Origin of the sequence: Paenibacillus sp. cl123 (assembly GCF_900101595.1) — a bacterium.
In the GTDB taxonomy this organism is placed as follows: domain Bacteria; phylum Bacillota; class Bacilli; order Paenibacillales; family NBRC-103111; genus Paenibacillus_G.
The window spans coordinates 218,242-239,790 of record NZ_FMYY01000004.1; the positions used below are offsets into that span (position 1 = coordinate 218,242).

The following is a 21,549-nucleotide window of genomic DNA, read 5'->3' on the forward strand; positions in this document are numbered from 1 at the left end:
TTCCCAACAACTCAGGACCGGGTGATAATCCGGGCTTGCCGTCCCGAAAGTTCGACAAAGCCTGACATCCGAGCCTAGCCAGATCATGCTCCGGGCATAATTTTTCCTTTCACTTGTCATTGTTTCAAAAATGGTTCAGAAATAGCCGATATAATAGAAACGGAGACATTGGGCCTATGAATTATAGGCCTAATGGAATATGATAGAATAGCAGAACAACGAAGAGAGGGAAAGCCATGGAACATGTTCACGGCTCCTACGACTTGGAGCTTATTTTATTTTCGTATATAGTTGCGGTCCTTACATCCTATACCGTCCTGGATCTGGTGGGCAGACTCGGACAAGTCCGCGGCAGAAACCGGTGGGCGTGGCTTTCTTTTGGGGCGGCTGCTATGGGTCTCGGCATCTGGTCGATGCACTTCGTCGGCATGCTGGCTTTCTCTCTGCCTACTCCGATCGCTTACGATATTATGCTGGTTGTCCTGTCAGTGCTTGCAGCCGTGGCCGCTTCCTGGATCGCCTTGCATATCGTAGGCAGAATTCAGGTGTCTGTTCTGCAATGGATCGGGGGCAGCCTGCTCCTTGCCAGCGGTATTGTCGCTATGCATTACATAGGCATGGCTGCCATGATAGTCGATATCAGCTACGATCCGTGGATTGTGACGCTATCGGTTATCATTGCGGTGACGGCATCGCTCGCCGCATTGGCCTTGTCATTCTACTTCCGGAGAGAAAACGGCCGGGGAGAACGCTGGATGAAGCTCGGCAGCGGCTTGATCATGGGAGCGGCTATAGCCGGGATGCACTATACCGGGATGTCTGCAGCCCACTTTCACCTGGGAGGCAAGTCGGGACTCGCTTCGGGCATGCTGCTGGATACGAGATCGCTGGCCTATGTCATTGCGACCGGCACTTCCGTGGCCCTCGGTTTTTCTTTGATAGGCATTTATTTGTCCAGACGGTTTGAACGGCAGCAATCGGTCATCATCGAGAACGAGAACATGTACAAATCTTTGTACGAGAACAACAAGGACGGCATCATCACGGTCGATCTGGACTATCGCGTCCTTGCCATCAATCCGGCCGCATCGCGCATCATCGGCGTGGACGGCACGAAGTATATTCACAGACCCTTCACCGACTTGATCGATCTCATCCCCGAGGAAGAGCAGGGGCGGGTACGGGAAATGCACGGCCTCTCGGCAGGCGGCGAGAAGCATAGCTATGAGACCAAGCTGAAGACGCCGGCCGGGGAGCTTATCGATCTCCATGTGATGAATGTGCCGCTGGAGATAGCGGACAAGCTGGTCGGGTATTACATCATCATTCGGGATATCTCCGAAGAGAAGAGAGCCAAGGAGAAGGTCCGCCATCTCGCTTTCCACGATGAATTGACTGGACTGCCGAACAGGCGGAGGTTCAATGAAGCGCTGGAGCAGACGCTGCAGCGCGTACATGAGCATGGAGGAAGCTTCGCCGTCATGGTGATGGATTTTGACCGGTTCAAAAATATTAACGATTCCCTCGGTCATACATACGGAGATATATTTTTGCGCGAGATGAGCGGCAGAATCAGCCGAAGCGTTAGCGGTCATGATGTCATTTTGGCACGGATGGGCGGGGACGAGTTCACCTTGCTCTTCGCGGGAGCCCGGGAAGAAGAGGCGGCTAATCTGGCGAAGCGGGTGATCGCGGATCTTCAGCAGCCTTACCGGCTGAAGGAAAGCGATTTTTACGTAACGGCCAGCATAGGAATCGCCATCTACCCCGGTCACGGGCAAAGCGCGGAGCAGCTGTTGAAAAACGCTGATACGGCCATGTATGAAGTGAAGAAAAAAGGCAAAAACGGCTACCAGTTCTACAATCTGGAGTTGAATGAAAAGCTGCAGGAGAAGATCGAGCTGGAGTCGGAGCTGAGAAAGGCGCTGGAGCGCGGGCAGCTGTTCCTGCAATATCAGCCTCAGATTCGGGCCCGGGACGGCCGCATGGTCGGCGTGGAAGCATTGGTTCGCTGGCAGCATCCCGACAGGGGGACGATCTCCCCCGGCATGTTCGTTCCGATTGCGGAGGAGACCGGGCTGATCAATGAAATCGGCACCTGGGTGCTGCGCGAGGCGTGCCGCCAGATGAGGGAATGGCATGCGGCGGGAGGGCCGCTGATTCCCGTATCCGTGAATTTATCCTCGCAGCAGTTTCATCAGATCAACTTGGTCAATTATATCCGTCAGATTCTCGAGGAAACGGGCCTGGAGCCGCGTTTTCTGGAGCTGGAGATTACGGAGAGCATGATGATGGACCCGTCGGTGTCTATCCAGATTCTGAACGAGCTAACGAGTATCGGGATTCGAATCAGCCTGGATGACTTCGGCACAGGCTACAGCTCGCTCAGCTATCTGAAGATGTTCCCTATCCATAGGCTGAAGATAGACCGTTCCTTTATTCAGGATATTACCGGAAACAACAATGATAAAGCGATCGTGGCCACGATCATCTCGATGGCCCAGCATCTGGATATGGAGGTCATCGCCGAAGGCATCGAAACGAAGGAGCAGCTGGATATTTTGATGGTCAACGATTGCAAGGAGATTCAGGGGTATTACTTCAGCAAGCCTCTGTCTGCAAACGATGTAGAGCAGGCCTTCTTCGTCCCGCAGAGAGGGCTGGAGTGACGGAGCGCGGCGCCGGAGCGGATGTGATGGCTTTTACTGCTTATCCCGAACCCAATTGCGCAAAATGTGGCAGAGGCTACAGTAATGCGGAGGGGAGTATGGTATCCTAAGTTCTGTAGTTACAGGAGCGAACTTTAAGATCTTACCCGGGGGTATGGAGATGAACAGAAGGTCAATAGCGACAGCAGCAGGAGCGCTGCTGATAGGCGTCGTAGCAGGAGGAGGCATCATGCTGAACGATGCGGCTCACAGCTCGGTGAAGCAAGCGCTGGGGCAGGGCGCGACGAACAACTCGATCGGCAGCGTGAACGGCTTGAATCTTAATAATTTATCCTCTATGGATATTGAGACAATGCTTATGACGGTGCAGAGCAACCGCGCGTCGCTTCTGGAAAACCAGCTCAATGACCAATTAGCGGCGGTCCAGCAGCGCAATAATCAAATTTTAGCGATGAACATGATATTGTCCGAAATCTACAAGCAGAGAACGGGCCAAGCGCCTTATGCGCTGCCGGCCCCGATAAAAGAAAGCCTGAAAGAGTTTGATCAAGAAGCCGCCGCCAAGCAGAGCTTCACATCAGCGGAATTTGACACCTTGGCAGCTTCTCTGAAGAGCAAGATCGATGCGATAGCAAACTCGCAGCAGATGGACATGCTCAGATTGCAGAGCTTGACGAACAAGCGCAACGAAGCATTCGATGTGATGACGAATTTCATCAAAAAAATGCAGGATAGCCGCAGCAGTATCATCGGAAATATGCGATAATCGTATCATTATAGGAGAACGGTCCCGGAATCTGCCATGGCGAATTCCTTTTTCCGTATGGAGAGGTCATGAGGATGGACAATTTTGTGGAGATATTGAAGGGGCATACGCTGCTGCACGGCGTACCGGACCTTGAGCTGGCATCGGCCGCCGCAACGATGGAATGGATGCGCTATGCTGACGGCGAGCTGCTGATTCGGGAAGGAGCGGTCGGAGACGATTGTTTCTTTCTGATCTCCGGAGAGGTCAAGGTGACCGCACGCTCCTTGGTCGGCAGTCAGGTGCAGCTTGCCGCGCTCGGACCGGGAGCGCTGATCGGCGAGATCGCGCTCCTCTCATCCGAGCGGAGAACGGCGACAGTCCAGGCCTCGGGCGAGGTGCTGGCTCTTCGTTTGGACCGGGAGGCCTTCCGCAAGCTGTCGGCCTCCAGTCCGATGTTTCATGAGAGTTTGACCTATTCCGCTCGTATCCGGACGATTCACGGCTTGCTGAGCAAGGCGTCGATCTGGTCTTCCATCCCCGATTCGGAGCTGCGCGGTCTTGCCGAGATCACCATTTTGGTTCAGGCGGCCAAGGGAGAGCTCATTGTGCATGAGGGAGCGCAGGCGGACTGCTTCTATACGGTGGGCTCGGGCAGCTTCGAGGTGTGCTCGGGCGGCAAGCGCATTGCTGTGCTTAGACAAGGGGATTATGTAGGCGAGATTGCGCTGCTGACCGGCTCTTCGCACACGGCGACCGTCAGAGCGCTGGAGGATGGGCTGCTGCTGTCCATAGGCAAAGAAGAGTTTGGCTTCATCCTGATGCAGTATGGACCGGTGAAGCGGCAGTTCCTTACGGCGCTGGGCCTACGCAGACCGGAGCTTGCGGAAGCGGCAGAGCGATTGTGGGGGAAGGCGGAACAGGAGGATGAGCCTGCTTCGCCTGCCCGGTCGCGATCGCTATCCGAACGGCTGCAGCCGAACCGGCAGCTCTGGGTGGACGTCTTGCTCGCGGCAGGAGGACTGTTCCTGCTGGCGACCGTGCTAGCCATCTGGCTGGAGGGCGCTTTCTGGGTGTATGCTGCGCTTGCAGCCGGAGCGCTGGCGGGTCCGGTCACCTTTGTGGCTTATGCCAGAAGCTCGCAACTGCTTGGCTTTCGCCTGACCCGTCTGATCGGGGCCTTCGCAGCTTCGGCTGCCGTCGCCGTTCCGCTTGCATTTTTCCTCGAAAGGCGATGGCTGTTCGGCGAAGGAGAAGCGTATGATCCCCAACTATTCGCCCAACTCCATGTTCCTCTGACCGTAGCTCTGATCGAAGAAGCATCGAAGCTGCTGATCTGCTGGCTGTTCCTCAGAGGGCGGACGCATCGCTTCAAGATGGACGCGATCGTATTCGGTGCCGCAGCTGGGATGGGATTCGCGGCCGTCGAAAGTCTGGTCTACGGATGGACCTTCTGGGAAGCCGGAGCCGCAGGGAGTATGCTGGCCGTCTTATGGCTGAGAGCATTGCTCTCCCCGTTCGGCCATGGCACTTGGACGGCGATAGCGGCAGTTGGCTTATGGTTTGGCTCCAGACGCGGCATCATGAACGGACAGGCGGCAGTCAGCCGGGCGGCAGGGCTGTGGAACATGGCGGGGCTGCTGCTCGCCAGCGTCCTCCTGCATGCGCTGTGGGATTATCATTTCGCCAGCGGACTGCTGCGGTTGGCCGGGATGGCGGCTGCGGGCGGCGCAGGCATCGCCTTGCTGCTGAGGCTGATCCGGTCCGGCTCGGCGGAAGAGCTTCGCGTGCTGACCTCGCTGAATCCCGCGCTTGGCTCGGCCGCCGCGCCCCCTGAGGAAGGGGACGAGCAGAGTGGACGTCTACTCAGCTGTGAATCATGCGGGACCCAATGTCCGAGGGACACGCGTTATTGTCCGCGTTGCGGTCAGGCGCTCAGGCTGCCCGAGGCGGCGAAATCTTAGATATAGACGAAAAGCAGGACCTTGCTCATGGAGCGGGGTCCTCTTTCTTTTTCCTCTCGAAGCGAGTGATTAGGCAATGAATGGGAATACTTATAAGGAAGGGAGGTGGGTGTCCGATGAGCGATCATCCGTTAAGATCAGACAAGGAATGGATACTGAAGAGGCTGGTAGACAACGGGGATCTGGAAAGCCGAACGATAGCGACCGAGTCCTGCTCGATTGATGTGCTCTACCTGGCCAGTATGTGCGACTCTATCACGATCAAGCAATCCTTAATCAAGCCGTGGAACGAGATAAGCAATGAACGCAGGTTTCATATGTACATCACTTCATTCCCCGGTTCCAAGCGCGCGGAGCATCCGAGTGAAGCGATCGAGGCGCTTCTGGGCGGATTCGTCGTGCTTTTCATCGGATCGGATATACTGCTGTTCGACGCGAAAAAGGTAGAGACCGGCGGCATTAAGGATGCCAAGGTGGAGAGCGTTGTCCAAGGTCCATCCGATTCGTTTAACGAAAATTTGGAAACGAATATAAATTTGCTGCGCCGCCGGTATCCGTCCGAAGATTTGAAGCTTGAGATGCATACGATCGGGACCACGAGCCGGACAAAAATTGCCATCGCCTATGATAGCAGCAGAGCAAGCAAGAAAATATTGGCCGAGCTGAAGTCGCGTCTGGCCGAGTTGGATATTGATATGCTCCAATCAAGTGGTGAGCTGATGCAATACTTGACACCGGCCAAATTCAACCTGTTTCCGACGATGCTCATCACAGAGCGTCCGGATCGGACCGTCAAAAACATAGCCGAGGGCAAAATTGCTCTTCTGCTGGATACGTCGGGATTTGCTATTATCCTGCCTTCCATCTTTTATGATTTTTTCGCGGCGATGGACGATAAATTTCAGTTGCCGATGGTCGGTATTTTCCTGAAGGTGCTCCGCTTGATGGGGTTGCTGATAGCCTTGACCATTCCTGCGTTTTATGTGGCATTCACGTCCTTCAATCCGGAAATTCTGAAGGTCCAGATTACCCTGCTTATTGCCGGCAGCCGCGCTTCCGTTCCGTATCCGTCTTTCGTCGAGGTGCTGTTCATGCTGATCATGATGGAATTTCTCGTGGAGGCCAGCTTGCGGCTGCCCAAAACGATCGGCCCGACGGCGACAACCGTAGGGGGCTTGATATTAGGCCAAGCCGCTACGGAAGCGGGGCTTGTGGGCAATATTATGATCATTCTTGTATCGGCGGTCGCCATCTCCAATTTCATCATTCCGATAAACATGATGAACTTCTCCATCCGCGTGATCAAATACGGCTTTGTGCTGCTGGCAAGCTTCCTCGGGCTGGTCGGGATTGTGCTCGGCGTCATTGCCCTGATCATGTATCTCTCGAGCCTGAGAAGCTTTGGGGTGCCTTACTTCACCATCCTTCCGCACGGAAACCGAAGAGGGGATGAAACCCTTGCTTAGCAGCAAATATTTCGTGTATTTGTTCGTCCTTAACGGGCTGATCAATATTATCAATTTCGTGCCGCGAACACTGATCGATCATCGCTTTGGCGGGGCTTTGATGTCCATTTTCGTGGCAATAGTTGTAGGAACGGTCATGCTGTATGTCGTAACGGGCACTATCCTGAAAATACCCGGGGTGGGCTTGCCCGAGCTGTATACCCGGGTGTTCCCTGCTTGGTTGAAGAATGCGCTGCTCGGCGTAAACATGGCATTTTGGTGTGCCGGAGGGGTTATAACACTGCTGTCCTTCGTTGATATTACGCAGCGGTTTATTAGTCCGGATGTGCCTCAGTATCTGATTTTGACGGGCTTTCTGGTGATGGTTTGCGGCGCGGCGCTGACTTCGTCGCGCACGGTGTTATTTGCGCTGGAAGCTATTTTGCTGCTCAGCCTGCCGATGGTCATTTATTTCTTCATCAAGTCGCTGCTCAGCTCGCAATTCGGCTGGGACGCCGTGATTTCCATGTTCACTCATGTGTGGAACCGGCCGAATTTTACGTCGGTTAGCGGAGCTGTATTCATCTTTACCGGTTATGAAAGCATTATCTTGCTGAACCGGGTATTGAAGCCGCTTCCGCTCCGCCATCTGTGGATGTTCCCGATCTTCAGCTTCGGCGTGCTGCTCACTACCTTTCTGATCCCTATTGCTTACCATGGTACGATCGGGGTGGCCAAGCATAGTTATCCCTGGTTCACCACGGCCGATTCGATTCATATCGAGTTTTTCGTAGTAGAAAGGGTGCTGTTCGTTTTCTATTTGATGTATCTGATGATGTCGCTGATGAATGCGATTATTAACTGGCATGTGGGCGTGGAGATGTTCAAAAGCTTTACGCATGCAAGGTCCAAAAGGTTCGGACCGGAGCGGGCAGGAGTCGTCATCGTCGTCTTGTTTGCCGCCGCAACGGTTTGGCTGAAGCAGCTTAACGAAATTTCGTTCCAACAGGCGGGGATTTACTTTCTGCAGCTCCGGTTTCTTGCAGAGTTTTTCTATATCGCTATATTTCTATACGCCGTGCGGAGGTATAACCAGTTATGCAAAAAGCAGCGATCGCTCTAATTCTCCTTGTGCTGCTGGGAGGCTGCGGCTTCAAGGATATCGACAAACGTTTATTCGCGGTAGCTATCGGCTTCGATAAATCCCAAAGCGCAGCAGGCGGTTATAAGGTTTTATTGAAAATCGCCATGCCCCAAGGCGATCCCAAGGGAGGGACGCAGCAGTTCGCCGTGTTGGAGCAGGAATCCAAAAGCATCGCTGAAGCGCTGCGCAGGATGAAATCGAAAGTGGACAAGGAGCTGGACTACAGCCATACCAAAGCGATTGTGATCGGTGAGGAGGTGGCGAAAGAAAACATATCGTCGATTATTGATTGGGCGGCCCGCCGAAGAGATATCCAGCAGGTAGGTCTGGTATCAGTCGGATCGCCGACTGCCGAGGCCGTGCTGCAGGTCAAGCCGAAGGGCGAACGCATACCCGCGAATTCGCTGTTCCTGGCGCTTGGCCATGAAGGGACGGAATCTCCCTATATTATCCGTACGTATCTATTCGACCTGGAGCGTCGTCTGACCGAGGAGGGGCTTGATCCCATCATGCCTGTCGTAGAAGCGAAGCGGGATGATCTTGTGATCGACAAGTCGATGCTGTTCGGCAAGGGCAAGGGAGTGCTGAAGCTGTCGCCGCCGGAAACAAGATTGCTTAAGCTGCTGACAGAACGAAATCTGAAATCCGACCTCGCGATAACCCAACCGGTGGTATTCTCTATGAATGTGGAGCGGTCAAGCGCCAGCTATCGGATTGTTACAGGACAGCAGGCAAGGCCTTATGTGAATTACGAGCTCAAAATCGAAGGCATACTGGAGGAAGAGCATTTTGACAAGCGGGATATCGATCCCGATACGATCCACTATTATAACAAGCTGTTGAAGGAAGATGTGGAGCAGCGGATGAAGCTTCTGTTGAACAAGCTCAAGGAGCATGAGGTTGACCCGATCGGATTAGGATTACGTTACGTGTCCCGGACCATGGGGGATGGCCCCAAATATGAAAAATGGCTGCAAATGTATCCCGAGCTGGAATTCCGGGTAACGGCAAAGGTCGAGCTGAAAGTCACAGGCAAAGTGCTTTGAACGGGGGGGAAGGAAGGGATGGTGGAGGAGCAGGCCCGACCTGCTTGCCTCTGTTCCACCGAGCGACAAATAAGCTGCCGATCATTATGATCCGCAGCTTATTTGTCGTTCGCGGGCGGAGGAAGTCCTGTGACTCATTCGACCAGTTCTTCTACCTTGTCGGCGAGAAAAAGGTTATAGATGCGGGCGAAAATAATTTTCACGACCATATAAGCGGGTATCGCCAGAATAACGCCAAGCAATCCCGCAACTCCGCCGGCGACGAGCACGAGAATGACCGTCGTCAGCGGATGAATATCCAGCCGCTTGCCGTAAATTTGCGGAGAGAGCAGATTGTCCTCGATCTGCTGCGCGATCAGCGTAGCGACCAGCACCCAGAAGACCATCATCGGGGAAACGGTGAAAGCTACGATCAGCGGCGGTATCGCGCCGAGCAGCGGGCCGATGTACGGGATGATATTAAGCACGGTGGCGATAAGCGCCAGCAGCAGAGAGTACGGCAGGCCGATGATCAAGTAGCCGATGTACAGCAGGACGCCGAGCAGTCCGGTAATAATGACCCGACCGATGATGAATCCGCTTAAGGCCGAATCGATCTCCAGCAGCACCTCGCGGCCGTCCCGGCGGTACCGGCGGGGGATGAGATGCAGGATGGAAGAAGGGATATGCTCTCCGTCCTTCAGCATGTAGTACAAAATGATCGGAACCGTCGCGACCACGATGACGAAGCTGGTCACCACCCCGACCACTCGGGTCACATAATCGGACGCGGCGGTGATCAGCATGTTCAAGTATTCGGACAGCTTGGCCGACAGATCGCTCTGACCGGGGGTAAGCATGGAGATCAGCCGGTTTTTCTGAAGGTTGTCGATCTGTACGCCGAAGTCCTCGATCAGCTCCGGCGCGCTCTCGGCGAAGTTCTGGACCTGTGTTTGCAGCGTCGGCCAGATCAGGATGAAGAAGAGGACGACCGAGCCGGCCAATACGAAGTAAATTAAAAGAATGGACAATGCTTTGTGCATCCGCTGCTTCTCAAAAAACAGGACGAGCGGCCGCAGCAAATAAAAGAAAAAGCCCGACAGCATAAACGGAACGATCAGCAGGTTGACCGTCGTGAATAAGGGCTTGAATATGAAGCTGATCTTGGAAGTAAGGAAAATAATAAGCAGCACCGCTATGATGCCAAGGCATACCTGCAAAAATCGGCTTTGAATCAAGCTCGTCCACTCCTCAGGTTCATGATGCATGTACGTTGTCCATTAAACGGCTGAATGATCTCTGAATCACATCGCTGTTCGGCCGCAAGCAAGCTTGTTTGACGGTTTCGCGCACAGAAGGATCGTGATACAATATCCGTAGTTTGCCAAAACCTGGCACTTTATGGCCGGCATAACGGCAGATCAACCATATGCACCGGGGGCGAAGCAGGTGAACGATGCTCAAGTGAAAGATACAAAAGAAACTTCTCCGGGACGGCCTGTTCGGGGCAATATCCTGGTTGCTTTCGCATGGGGAATTCTTATACTCATTTTGTATGTGATGTTCAACTTCCTGGGCGTATTGTTCCTCTCGCCGCGCGAAGAGTTTCTGCTGAAGACAACCTGGAGCGATGCCAGCGTGATTGCGGCTTCCTTCCTCTACGTGTCGATGGCCGGCCTTGTGTTCACCGGCGCGGGCATGCTGCTTGCCTGGCGGAACAGGGGAGCCGTATGGGTCTGGGTTGCCGCCGTCTCATCCGTTGCCGTGATCGCTTGCGTGATCTGGCTGTCCCTCTATCTCTCCCTTCGCGGGTCGACATCGGAGCTGGACAGCTTGACCTGGCTGCCGTTCGCGGTCTACATCTATTGGGCGGCGCCGGTGAAGGAATTGCTGAGCAGCTACATCGCGGATACGAATGCGGTCAAGCTCATCGGCCTGCTCCTCTCCCTGGTTCCCACCTGCGGCGCTTGGCTGGGCATCTGGATCGTACAACGCTTTGGAGCAAGGCTGACTATCGGGCGGCTGTTCGCCGGCTGCGCGTCAATTCCCGCCGCAGCCGCTTGCGTGCTGATCCTATCCTTGCTGATGCCGCGGCAAGCGAGCATGACGCTGCAGCAGTTCCCGAAGATCGATGGAGCGACGGCAGCCATCCCTTTTGCCCAGATCATGCTGACCCGGCTGACCGGAGTGAACCGGCCCTATGCGGAGAGGGAAGGCATCCGTTTCAATACGACCCATCAGGCTTATGAGAATCTTATCGGGAAAAAGGCCGATCTGATTCTGGTTGCCGGGCCATCGGGGGAGGAAGAAAGGCTGGCCCAGGAGCAGGGAGTTAAGCTGAAGCTGACGCCGATCGGCAAGGATGCGTTCATCTTCCTGTTACACCGATCGAATCCTATCGACCGGCTGAGCACCGAGCAGATCCGGGACATCTATGCCGGCCGGATCACGAACTGGCGGCAGGCAGGCGGCGAAGACCAGCAGATCATCGCCTTCCAGCGCGAAGCCAATTCCGGCAGCCAGACTTATATGGAGACCAAGGTGATGAAAGGACTGACGCTGGCAGAACCGCCTACCGAACGGAAGGCCGGAGGAATGGGCGGCTTAATCGACGCGGTGGCCGATTACCGCAACTCCAGGCAGGCCATCGGCTTTTCGTTCTACTATTTCGCCAGCAGCATGTACAGACGGGAAGAAGTAAAGTTTGTGGCGGTTGACGGCATCGAGCCAAGCCAGGCCAATATCCGAAACGGGCAATATCCTTATACGGCTCTCCTGTACGCCGTTACGAGGGAGGATGAGCCTGCAAGCGGACCGGCCGGGCGTCTGCTGGCGTGGCTTCAGAGCGGTGAAGGCAGCCGCGCGATCCAAGACGGCGGCTTCGTGCCGCTGGAGGAGAAGTAACTCGGCCGGCGGAATCGCCGCGGGGCATAGCGCGGGCAGACATGTCCTTGGCTATGCCCCGCGTGCGTTTCGGGCGAAAAGCCGCTTCCGCCCGCGCAGCGGCAATGGACATCGGCTTCGTGCCGACTCGCAAAAGCTTGCGTCAGGCTCTTGCCGGTCCGGGTAATATTGCTCATAAGCATCCGCATCGGAGGCGGGAACAGAGCAGGCAGCGACAAACGGATGCTTCCTTATCCGGTTTTCACGATGAAAGGAGCTAATCTGATGTCCATGATGAATATGAGCTGCCAGCGGTCAAGGCCGCCTTCGATACAGCTTAAGGATGCGCTGACAGAGGAGCGGAGGAAGCTGGAGCATTGGTTCGCACACCACCGGGAGAAGCCTGTTTTGGCAGAGGCCGAGCAGTTGCTCAATGAGCGCCTGCTGCAAATTGACAGCGCTTTGACGCACATCCGGATGTGCAGGCATGCCCATACCGAGGCGAATCTGACAGGAACTTATTCCGCAACTCACAAGGAGGATGGCCCTGATGAGCAGCAACAGATTGACGGCCGACCAGAAAAAGCAGATCGAAGCTTTGCTTAGGCAGGAGCGCGAAGAGCTGCAGGCCCATTTCGACCGGCAAGCCGATGACGAGGCGGACACGCTGAGGGATCAAACGGGAGAGCTGTCCGCCTATGATAATCACCCTGCGGAGATGGGCACCGAAACGTTCGAGAAAGGCCGCGATCAGGCGGTCGACCGCTCGCTGGAGCTTCAGCTGGAGCGAATCGACCAGGCGCTGGCCCGGCTTGATACGGAGGAATTCGGCATTTGCGAGGTTAGCGGGGAGCCTATCGGCTTCGAGAGGCTGATGGCCGTCCCTTATGCTACGCGTTGCGTGGAGCATGCGGAGGACGACGTCGGTGCTTCGACCGAGGACTTCCGTCCGGTGGAAGAGCAGGTGATGACCCCGCCGCCTTCCGGAGCGGGAGCCGCCAGGCAGGCGAATGCCGGCCATTTCGACGAAGCGGGGGCTTGGCAGGCCCTGGAGACTTATGGCAGCTCGGATAATCCGGTCGTAGGGCCGGACCGGCGTGAGACGGACGAGCAGTTGATTCGTGAGGTCGAGCATGAGGCGGATCGGAGCCGTTAAGCGGCATTCTGATTAGTCCGGCGAGAATGCGGGTACTAATTGTCATGACACACCAAACAAGCTACCAAGCTCAAGAAGGAGGAACAGACAATGGCATTTATATGGTCCTTAATCGTAGGTGGAGTAATCGGCTGGCTCGGCGGACTGCTTGTCGGCCGCGACGTTCCTGGGGGAATAATCGGGAACATTATCGCAGGGTTTGTAGGCGCTTGGCTGGGGTCCTGGCTGATGCCGAACTTCGGCCCTGTCGTAGGCGGCTTCGTTATTATCCCGGCTATTCTCGGGGCAATCGTCGTCGTGCTCATTCTCAGCGCTATCCTGCGCTCCACGCGTAAAGCCTAATGAGCTTTGGGCGGAAGAGAAGACGTGTTCATCCGCTTCGGCGGTGAGCACGTCTTTTATGGTTGATAGGCGATAACTCAAGGGAGGCGGAGGAGAATGAAGCGCAGATTCGAATTTCTTTTCCTGTTCGTTCTGATGGCATCCCTTTATATCGTGCTGCTGACGGACTGCTGGCTGTGGGTGAAGGCTGTGGCCGCGGCTGTCTATTTGCTCATTATCGGTACTAGCATGGTATCGCTGATGCTGGAAAATCGCACAGCCCAGATCACGCTGGTCTGGATGTACGCGCTGCTTTTCTTCCCGGTGATCGGCTATGCTTTCTATCTGTATTCGGGACAGCTATACATAAAAGGTTATTTATTCCGCAGCAAGCGGGCCCATGACCGGGACGAGTGGCAGCTGCTGCTTCGCAGCGGAGAGCCGGAGGAAGCGCCCGACCTGAAGCCGTCCCATAAAGCGTTCGCCCAATACGCTCAGCGGGTCAGCTTCTCCAGCATGGACACAGGAACCCGGACGCATATTCTGAAGAACGGCGAGGAAACATTCGCCGAGATTATGCGACGGCTGGGCGAGGCGCGGCAGTTCATCCATATCGAATATTATATTTTTCGTTCGGACAGGCTCGGCCAGCGGATTATCGGACTGCTGATCGACAAGGCCAGGGAAGGCGTAGAGGTGCGATTTATGTATGACGCGCTGGGGGGAATGTCGCTGCAGGGAAAAGATATCGCGGCAATGAAGGAGGCGGGCATCTCCGTGCATGCGTTCCTGCCGATCAAGCTGGGGTTCTTCAATCAGAAGTTCAATTTCCGCAATCACCGTAAAATTATCGTCATCGACGGCCATATCGGCTTTGTCGGCGGGCTGAATGTCGGGGTGGAGTATCTCGGACAGAACGAGTCCATCGGTTTCTGGCGGGATACGCATATGATGCTGGAGGGCAGCGCGGTGAGGACGCTTCATGCGGTATTTCTGCTGGATTGGAACTATGTTTGCCAAGAGTCGCTGCTGAAGGAGAAGCGGTACCTGCAGGCCGAGCCTGTTCTTGGCGAGCGGGGAGCCGTGCATGTCGTGGCGAGCGGACCGGACACCCAGCAAGGCATTATGAGCGACCTTTACTACACGATGATTGCCTCCGCGTCAACCTCCGTCTGGATCGCAACGCCGTATTTTGTGCCCAATGAAGCGATTCGAACCGCTTTGCGGGTGGCGGCGAACCGGGGGGTCCAGGTGCGGATTATCGTGCCGGAGATCAGCGACAGCTTTTTGACCGAATACGCGACCAAGTCGTATTTTCCCGAGCTGCTCCGGTCAGGGGTAGAGATCTATATGTATCAGAAGGGATTCCTGCACCAGAAAATCGTTATCGTCGACGGGGATCTGGCTTCCGTCGGCACCGCCAATATGGATATGCGCAGCTTCCACCTGAACTTTGAGGTCAATGTGTTTCTGCTTGGAACGGATTCGATCGCCGATCTGGTCCGGCAGTATGAAGAGGATCTGGAGGATTCGCTTCGGGTGATGCCTGTACAGTTCTACAAGCGCGGCCTCAAGGCCAGAGGAAAAGAATCGTTCGCCCGGTTGTTCTCCGGCGTGCTATAATCGCTATGGATCTAACATCGCCTCTGGGAGGAGTTCGAAACTTAGCATGGCCATGTACGCCTGGATCGTTTTTCAAGTGCTGTTCGTCGTGTTCCTGATCCTCCATCTCGTCTTGTCTACGCAAGCCAAGCGGATGGTTATGTATGAGAAGGACCCTGACGTAAGCAAGATCAAATTCACCCGCAGCTTGTCCATGTGGTTTATGATCGGATGGATGCTTTCGCTGCTGCTGATGATTTTTAGTATTATCCGCACGTCCTGAGTATTTCTGGCAAGTTGCCTACATTCGAAAGGAGTCCGCAAATGATCGAGCATTTGGACAAGCTTATTCAAGGACAGGAGAAGCTGCAGCCGCAGTTTCATGAGCATCTGAAAGTTATTTTGCTGGGGACGGGGTCGCCGCGCGCCGTCTACGGAGTATCCAAGCCGGGAGTTGCCGTATTGGCCGGCCATAAAGTATTTCTGGTCGATTGCGGGGCTGGTACGGTGAACCAGCTGCTGCTCGCCGGCATCATGCCGCAGCGTATATCCGATGTGTTGTTTACCCATCATCACAGCGACCATAACTCCGGTTTCTTCGATGTGTTCATCAGCAGCTGGCGTACGCATGTGGTGCCGGGAGGCGTCTATAAAAACCGCGAAGTGCCGATGCAAGTCTACGGTCCGGAAACGACGGAGGAGATTATCGGGCGCATGGAGCAGTCCTTTGCCTTCGACGTCAATCTGCGCATCAATTATAACAAGTCGGCCTTCGAAGGCTCCCGCATCGTGGTGCATGCCTGCAACGAAGGAGTTGTGTACGATCAGGACGGCATCAAGATTACCGCGTTCGAGGTCGATCATCGTCCCGTGTACCCGGCCATCGCGTACCGGTTCGATTACAACGGCCAATCCGTCGTCATCTCGGGGGATACGCTGCCGGTGGACAATATGGTCAAGTATGCCAAGGACACGGATCTGCTCGTCCATGAAGCCTACAACAAAGCTTGGCTGGATGCGCTGATCGAGATGTATCCGGAGGAGCGCGTGGGCCTTAACAACCCCGCCAAATACCATACGACCACGCTGGAGGCCGCAGATATTGCCCAGCGCGCCGGGGCGAAGCATCTGCTGCTTACCCATCATATCCCCGCGCCGGCTAAGACGGAGGAGGCGGAAGCCGCCTATATCGCAGGCATGAGCGAAAGGTATGACGGGCCGATCACAGTCGGACGCGACTTGATGGAGATTGATCTCGGAGCAGGCCGCGCATAGCACGCGGAAGGGAACCAACGCAAGCAGCCGTCCGGCGAATGGCCCGGGCGGCTGCTTGCGTTGGTGCATCGGCTGAGCGCCGCGTCGGTAGAACCTAGTGTCTTTGCTGCATGTAGCCGTTCGAATAAGCGGATGGAGCCGCATAACCTTGCGTGTAGGAAATGGACGAGTCGATCTGTTGGGACAGCTGGGAGATTTGCTGCAGCTGCTGAATGGCCGTTTGATGGCCTTGGAGCGCATGCTGGATGATCTGAGCGGCTTGCTGCTCACGCTGGGCGAGCTGCTCGAGCTGCATCGCGTTGCTTTGCTCCTGCTTAAGCAGCTGCTCGTACAAGCCGGAAGCTTGCTGGGTTTGATGGATCAGCTGTTGGATCAACTGGGAGATTTGCTGAGTTTGCGCCGTGTGCGTCATAGGGTTGTGGCCTCCTGTTGGTGAGTTGTAGTGTGTTTCATGAAGTACTCACGTATTATGGTTGGGGCGGGACGAATTTATGCGCGCATCCGCAAACCGGTTTGACAAATGCAGATGCTTCGCATAAAATAGCAACAGAAATGAATCGTTCTCGATGATGGAGAAGGTTGCCGGTTACCGTCGGCATAAGCAGCGAGCCGGGGATAGTGGAAGCCTGGAGTGACGGACCGGAGGACTAGGCGCTCCTGAGAGACATGCCTCGGAAAAAAGCGGGTTCTCCGGATGGAGGACCAAGTAGGGTGGAACCGCGAGAGCCTCAAGCTCCCGTCCCTACGTCGGCCAGCGGCTGACGTAGGGACGGGAGCTTTTTTAGTTGATACGGCCTTCCCCGAAGCAGCCGGCCGCGCGCCGCACATACATTTGGCAAAGGAGCGAGTTGGATCATGAATTTTCAGCAAATGACGCTGACGCTGCAGCAGTTCTGGGCGGAGCAAAATTGCATCGTCGTACAGCCGTACGACACCGAGAAAGGCGCGGGCACGATGAACCCGATGACGTTCCTCCGCACGATCGGACCGGAGCCGTGGAACGTCGCTTATGTCGAGCCGTCCCGCCGCCCGGCCGATGGACGTTATGGAGAAAATCCGAACCGGCTTTACCAGCATCATCAGTTTCAAGTGATCATGAAGCCGTCGCCGGACAACATCCAGGAGCTGTACCTGGAGAGCCTGAGCAGACTCGGCATCGACCCCCGTCAGCACGATATCCGGTTTGTCGAGGACAACTGGGAGTCCCCAACATTGGGCGCCTGGGGTCTTGGCTGGGAAGTATGGCTGGACGGCATGGAAATTACCCAGTTCACGTATTTCCAACAGGTGGGCGGTATCGATTGCCATCCGGTTGCCGTGGAAATTACGTACGGGATGGAGCGGCTGGCTTCGTATATTCAGGCGAAGGAAAACGTGTTCGATCTGGAATGGGTGGAAGGCGTCTCCTATGGCGATGTGTTCAAGCAGCCGGAGTTCGAGCATTCCAAATATACGTTCGAGGTGTCGGATGTCTCCATGCTGTTCCAGCTGTTCTCGACTTATGAGGCGGAGGCGAAGCGGGCGATGGAGCTGAACCTGGTGTTCCCGGCTTATGATTATGTTCTTAAGTGTTCCCACACGTTCAACTTACTGGATGCGCGCGGCGCGATCAGCGTGACCGAGCGCACCGGCTACATCGGAAGAGTCCGGAACCTGGCCCGTTCCGTGGCGGCGACTTACTTGCAAGAACGGGAACGGCTGGGCTTCCCGCTGCTGAAGAAAGGGGTGGAGCAGCATGGCTAAGGATATGCTCTTGGAGATCGGGCTGGAGGAAGTGCCTGCCCGCTTCGTACGCGCTGCAATGGAGCAGCTGAAGGAGAAGACGGAGAAGTGGCTGGAGTCGAGCCGGCTCTCCCATGCGGGCGTTCAAGCTTATGCGACGCCGAGACGGCTGGCGGTGCTGGTCAGCGGCTTGGCCGACAAGCAGGAGGATGTCAGCGAAGAGGTGAAGGGGCCTGCCCGCAAGGTAGCGCTCGATGAGGCGGGCAACTGGAGCAAAGCCGCGCTGGGCTTCGCGCGCAGCCAGGGCTTGGCGCCGGAGGAGCTGTTCTTCCGCGAGCTTGGCGGCGTCGAATATGTATACGGGGTCAAAAGCAGCCAAGGCGTGGAGACGTCCTCTTTGCTGCCTGAAGCGCTCCCTGCGCTTGTCACCTCGCTGACATTTCCGAAAAATATGAGATGGGGCAGCTACGAGCTGCGGTATGTGCGTCCGATCCGCTGGCTGGTGGCGCTGCATGGCGAGGACATCGTTCCGTTCGAGATCACGGGCGTAGCCAGCGGCAATGTGACGCGCGGCCACCGCTTCCTCGGGCAAGACGCCGTTATCGGCACGCCTGCCGACTATACGGCGAAGCTGAAGGAGCAGCATGTCATCGCGGACGTCGAGGAACGCCGGCAGGCGATTGAGGCGGGCATCGAGGCGCTTGCGGCCGAGCGGGGCTGGCATATCGCGGTCAAGGACGACCTGCTGGAGGAAGTGCTGTTCCTCGTCGAGACGCCAACGGTATTGACCGGCTCGTTCGATCCGGACTTCCTGGCTATCCCGCAGGAAGTGCTGATTACCTCGATGCGAGAGCATCAGCGTTACTTCCCGGTGCTGGATGGCGAAGGACGTCTGCAGCCGCATTTCGTCACCGTCCGCAATGGAGACAGCCTTGCGCTCGATGTGGTGGCCAAGGGTAATGAAAAGGTGCTGCGCGCCCGTCTGTCCGACGCCAAATTTTTCTACGAGGAAGATAAAAAGCTCGTGATCGCGGATGCGCTCGCGAAGCTGGAAAATATCGTGTATCACGAAGAGCTGGGCACAGTGGCGGATAAGGTGCGCCGTATCCGCGCCATCTCGGATAAGCTCGCCGGACTGCTGCATGCAGACACAGCGGTTGCGGCCAAGGCAAGCAGAGCCGCGGATATATGCAAGTTCGATCTTGTCTCCCAGATGGTGTACGAATTTCCTGAGCTGCAGGGCATCATGGGCGAGGATTATGCGGGGATGGCTGGCGAGGATCTTGAGGTGGCGAAGGCCATCAACGAGCATTATTCGCCGCGCAACGCCGGAGATCAGCCTCCCGCATCGCTGGTGGGCGCGATCGTCGGCATTGCCGACAAGATCGATACGATCGCAGGCTGCTTCTCGATCGGGATCATTCCGACCGGCTCGCAGGACCCGTATGCGCTGCGCCGTCAAGCCGCAGGCATCGTCAGCACGCTGCTGGCCCACGGGCTGGAGCTGACGCTTCCCGAGCTGTTTGACGCTGCGCTGGACGTTCACGCCGCGCGTGGCTTGAAGCGGGATGCTGCGGAGATTCGCCGGGATATGCTGGAGTTTTTCACGCTGCGCGTGAAAAATGTGCTGTCGGAGAAAGGCGTCCGCTACGATATCGTTGACGCCGTACTCGGCGCAGGAGCGGCCGACGTGCGTCGCACGCTGCTTCGCGCAGAGGTGCTGGCCGCCGCTGCCGGCGAAGACGGCAAGGACACGCTGCGCAAGGCGGTAGAGTCGTTTAACCGCGTCTGCAACCTCGCGGCCAAGGCCGATTCGCGCGAGGTGAACGCCTCCTTGTTCGCGGAGACGGCGGAAGCTGACTTGCACCGGGCGTGGGAGCTTGTCCATGGACGTTTCGTCCAGGCGGTGTCCGCTGCGAAGCTGGATGAAGCGTTCGACCTGCTGGGTTCGCTCAGCGAGCCGATCACGGCATTTTTCGATGCGGTCATGGTTATGGCTGACGATGAAGCCGTTCGCCGCAACAGGCTGGCGCTGCTGGCAAATATTGCCGAAGATATCAAGGCGTTCGCCGATTTCTCGAAGCTGGTATCGAAGTAACCGGCGGGTACGGGAGCTTGAATAAGGAAGGCCGGACCGTCCTCTGTGGCGGGTTCCGGTTTTTCTTTTGGCTTCTGGCGCGCCGGCGGCCGGCGGCGAGCACTTGGGCGCTTCAGGCCGAGGCAGAGCAGCCCCTGCTCGGTGAGAACGGCGGTTTTGAATTCGCCGGCGGCGAACGATATAATGAGGATAAATCTGCTAGCCATAAGGAGACCTGATCATGATCCCAACCGAAACTCAGTTAGACCATTATGCGGAGCTGGCCGTCAAGGTCGGCGTTAATGTGCAGGAGGGCCAGACGGTTGTCGTCATGGCGCCGATCTCGGCGGCCAAGCTGGTTCGGCGAATTGTCGCCAGCGCATATCAGGCTGGCGCGCGTCATGTTCATGTCGAATACAACGACGAGGAAGTGGCGCTGATCAAATACCGCCTTGCTCCCGAGGAAGCGTTGGGCGAATATCCGATGTGGCGGGCCAAGTCGATGGAGGAATATGCGGAGAACGGAGCCGCCTTTATCCAGATCTATTCCCCGAATCCCGATCTGCTTAGCGGCGTCGATCCGGCTCGTGTCGGTGCGGCGACCAAGGCGGCGGCGACTGCGCTGAGCAAATACCGGTCCTACCTGATGAATCACACCAATTCGTGGACCTTGATCTCGTACGCTACGCCGGAGTGGGCGGCCAAGGTGTTCCCGGGCCTGCCTGAGGATGAAGCGGTAACCAAGCTGTGGGAGAAGATTATCGATGCGACCCGTCTGGAAGCCGCGGACCCGATTCAGGCGTGGAAGGAGCATAACGCGACCCTGCTGCAGAAGGTGGACCAGTTGAACAGCAAGCGCTACAAGCAGCTGCGTTATGAAGCTACGGGCACAAGCCTGACGGTCGAGCTGCCGGATCAGCATGTGTGGCTGGGCGGAGCGAAGGGGAACGGCAAAGGCCATCTGTTCAACCCGAACATGCCGACGGAAGAAGTGTTCACGATGCCCCATAAGGACAGCGTGAACGGAACGGTCCGCAGCACCAAGCCGCTCAACTACAACGGACAGGTGATCGACGGATTTTCGCTGACGTTCAAGGACGGCAAGGTTGTCGATTTCACCGCCGAGCAGGGCAAGGAAGCGCTGGCCAAGATGCTGGAGACGGATGAGGGGGCGCTTTCGCTCGGAGAAATTGCGCTGGTGCCTCATGACTCGCCGATTTCGAACTCCAACGTTATTTTCTACAACACATTGTTCGATGAAAATGCGTCCTGCCATCTGGCGCTCGGCCAGGCTTACCCGGTGAACCTGAGCGGAGGGACGGACATGACCCCGGAGGAACTGCTGGCTCATGGCGCAAACAGAAGCTTGATCCACGTTGACTTCATGATCGGCTCACCGGATATGAATATCGACGGCGTGACGCAAGACGGGAAGACGGAAGCTATTTTCCGGAACGGCAATTGGGCAATTTGAGAAGTCATACGAGGAAGTTCCCCCAAGCTTAAGCTTCGCGGGGATAA

General features: G+C 56.2%; 18 protein-coding genes. 16 read left to right on the top strand and 2 right to left on the bottom strand.

Annotated features, from left to right (window positions below; translation table 11 throughout):
- Positions 1 to 236 precede the first annotated feature (236 nt).
- From BLR08_RS10135 to BLR08_RS10160, 6 genes are all read left to right on the top strand, one after another.
- Entirely contained in the window at positions 237 to 2,669 is a 2,433-nt protein-coding gene (locus BLR08_RS10135; RefSeq protein ID WP_072329079.1) for an EAL domain-containing protein, read from the top strand.
- Positions 2,670 to 2,829: 160 nt separating this feature from the next.
- Complete coding sequence (locus tag BLR08_RS10140; RefSeq protein ID WP_072329232.1) at positions 2,830 to 3,435, top strand: hypothetical protein; 606 nt, start codon at positions 2,830 to 2,832, stop codon at positions 3,433 to 3,435.
- A gap of 74 nt (positions 3,436 to 3,509) precedes the next feature.
- Positions 3,510 to 5,378, top strand: coding sequence for a cyclic nucleotide-binding domain-containing protein (locus BLR08_RS10145; protein ID WP_256257487.1), 1,869 nt, complete (start codon positions 3,510 to 3,512; stop codon positions 5,376 to 5,378).
- Positions 5,379 to 5,494: 116 nt separating this feature from the next.
- Entirely contained in the window at positions 5,495 to 6,844 is a 1,350-nt protein-coding gene (locus BLR08_RS10150) for a spore germination protein (RefSeq protein ID WP_072329081.1), read from the top strand.
- Positions 6,837 to 7,946 (top strand): hypothetical protein, encoded by a 1,110-nt coding sequence (locus BLR08_RS10155; protein ID WP_083536835.1) that lies wholly within the window; start codon positions 6,837 to 6,839, stop codon positions 7,944 to 7,946. The genes BLR08_RS10150 and BLR08_RS10155 overlap by 8 nt, the downstream gene beginning before the upstream one ends.
- Positions 7,922 to 9,013, top strand: coding sequence for a Ger(x)C family spore germination protein (locus tag BLR08_RS10160; protein WP_072329083.1), 1,092 nt, complete (start codon positions 7,922 to 7,924; stop codon positions 9,011 to 9,013). The genes BLR08_RS10155 and BLR08_RS10160 overlap by 25 nt, the downstream gene beginning before the upstream one ends.
- 134 nt (positions 9,014 to 9,147) lie before the next feature.
- Here BLR08_RS10160 and BLR08_RS10165 read toward each other — a convergent pair whose 3' ends face one another.
- Positions 9,148 to 10,230, bottom strand: a complete 1,083-nt coding sequence (locus tag BLR08_RS10165; protein ID WP_256257489.1) for an AI-2E family transporter — start codon at positions 10,228 to 10,230, stop codon at positions 9,148 to 9,150.
- A gap of 211 nt (positions 10,231 to 10,441) precedes the next feature.
- On the opposite strand from BLR08_RS10165, the gene BLR08_RS10170 reads away from it, so the two are divergent.
- From BLR08_RS10170 to BLR08_RS10200, 7 genes are all read left to right on the top strand, one after another.
- Positions 10,442 to 11,896, top strand: coding sequence for a PstS family phosphate ABC transporter substrate-binding protein (locus BLR08_RS10170; protein WP_176835472.1), 1,455 nt, complete (start codon positions 10,442 to 10,444; stop codon positions 11,894 to 11,896).
- 264 nt (positions 11,897 to 12,160) lie between these two features.
- Entirely contained in the window at positions 12,161 to 12,481 is a 321-nt protein-coding gene (locus tag BLR08_RS10175; RefSeq protein WP_143151536.1) for a hypothetical protein, read from the top strand.
- Entirely contained in the window at positions 12,426 to 13,031 is a 606-nt protein-coding gene (locus BLR08_RS10180; RefSeq protein WP_072329086.1) for a TraR/DksA C4-type zinc finger protein, read from the top strand. Before BLR08_RS10175 ends, BLR08_RS10180 begins: the two co-directional genes overlap by 56 nt.
- 90 nt (positions 13,032 to 13,121) lie before the next feature.
- Positions 13,122 to 13,373, top strand: a complete 252-nt coding sequence (locus BLR08_RS10185; protein ID WP_072329087.1) for a GlsB/YeaQ/YmgE family stress response membrane protein — start codon at positions 13,122 to 13,124, stop codon at positions 13,371 to 13,373.
- A gap of 96 nt (positions 13,374 to 13,469) precedes the next feature.
- Positions 13,470 to 14,975 (top strand): cardiolipin synthase, encoded by a 1,506-nt coding sequence (gene cls / locus BLR08_RS10190; protein ID WP_072329088.1) that lies wholly within the window; start codon positions 13,470 to 13,472, stop codon positions 14,973 to 14,975.
- A gap of 46 nt (positions 14,976 to 15,021) precedes the next feature.
- Positions 15,022 to 15,237 carry a hypothetical protein gene (locus BLR08_RS10195; protein ID WP_072329089.1) on the top strand — a complete coding sequence of 72 codons (216 nt, stop codon included), beginning with the start codon at positions 15,022 to 15,024 and terminating at the stop codon, positions 15,235 to 15,237.
- Positions 15,238 to 15,278: 41 nt separating this feature from the next.
- On the top strand, positions 15,279 to 16,229 hold the full coding sequence (locus BLR08_RS10200) for an MBL fold metallo-hydrolase (RefSeq protein ID WP_072329090.1): 951 nt from the start codon (positions 15,279 to 15,281) through the stop codon (positions 16,227 to 16,229).
- 94 nt (positions 16,230 to 16,323) lie between these two features.
- Here the strand turns inward: BLR08_RS10200 and BLR08_RS10205 are convergent, their stop codons facing one another.
- Positions 16,324 to 16,641, bottom strand: a complete 318-nt coding sequence (locus BLR08_RS10205) for a hypothetical protein (protein WP_072329091.1) — start codon at positions 16,639 to 16,641, stop codon at positions 16,324 to 16,326.
- Between the two features lie 443 nt (positions 16,642 to 17,084).
- On the opposite strand from BLR08_RS10205, the gene glyQ reads away from it, so the two are divergent.
- The 3 genes from glyQ to BLR08_RS10225 all read left to right on the top strand — a co-directional run bounded on the left by glyQ (position 17,085) and on the right by BLR08_RS10225 (position 21,502).
- Complete coding sequence (gene glyQ / locus BLR08_RS10210; protein WP_072329092.1) at positions 17,085 to 17,972, top strand: glycine--tRNA ligase subunit alpha; 888 nt, start codon at positions 17,085 to 17,087, stop codon at positions 17,970 to 17,972.
- The gene (gene glyS, locus BLR08_RS10215; RefSeq protein WP_072329093.1) at positions 17,965 to 20,049 is read left to right on the top strand and encodes a glycine--tRNA ligase subunit beta; all 2,085 of its coding nucleotides are present in this window, start codon (positions 17,965 to 17,967) and stop codon (positions 20,047 to 20,049) included. Before glyQ ends, glyS begins: the two co-directional genes overlap by 8 nt.
- A gap of 220 nt (positions 20,050 to 20,269) precedes the next feature.
- On the top strand, positions 20,270 to 21,502 hold the full coding sequence (locus BLR08_RS10225; RefSeq protein WP_072329095.1) for an aminopeptidase: 1,233 nt from the start codon (positions 20,270 to 20,272) through the stop codon (positions 21,500 to 21,502).
- The last annotated feature ends 47 nt before the right edge of the window (positions 21,503 to 21,549 follow it).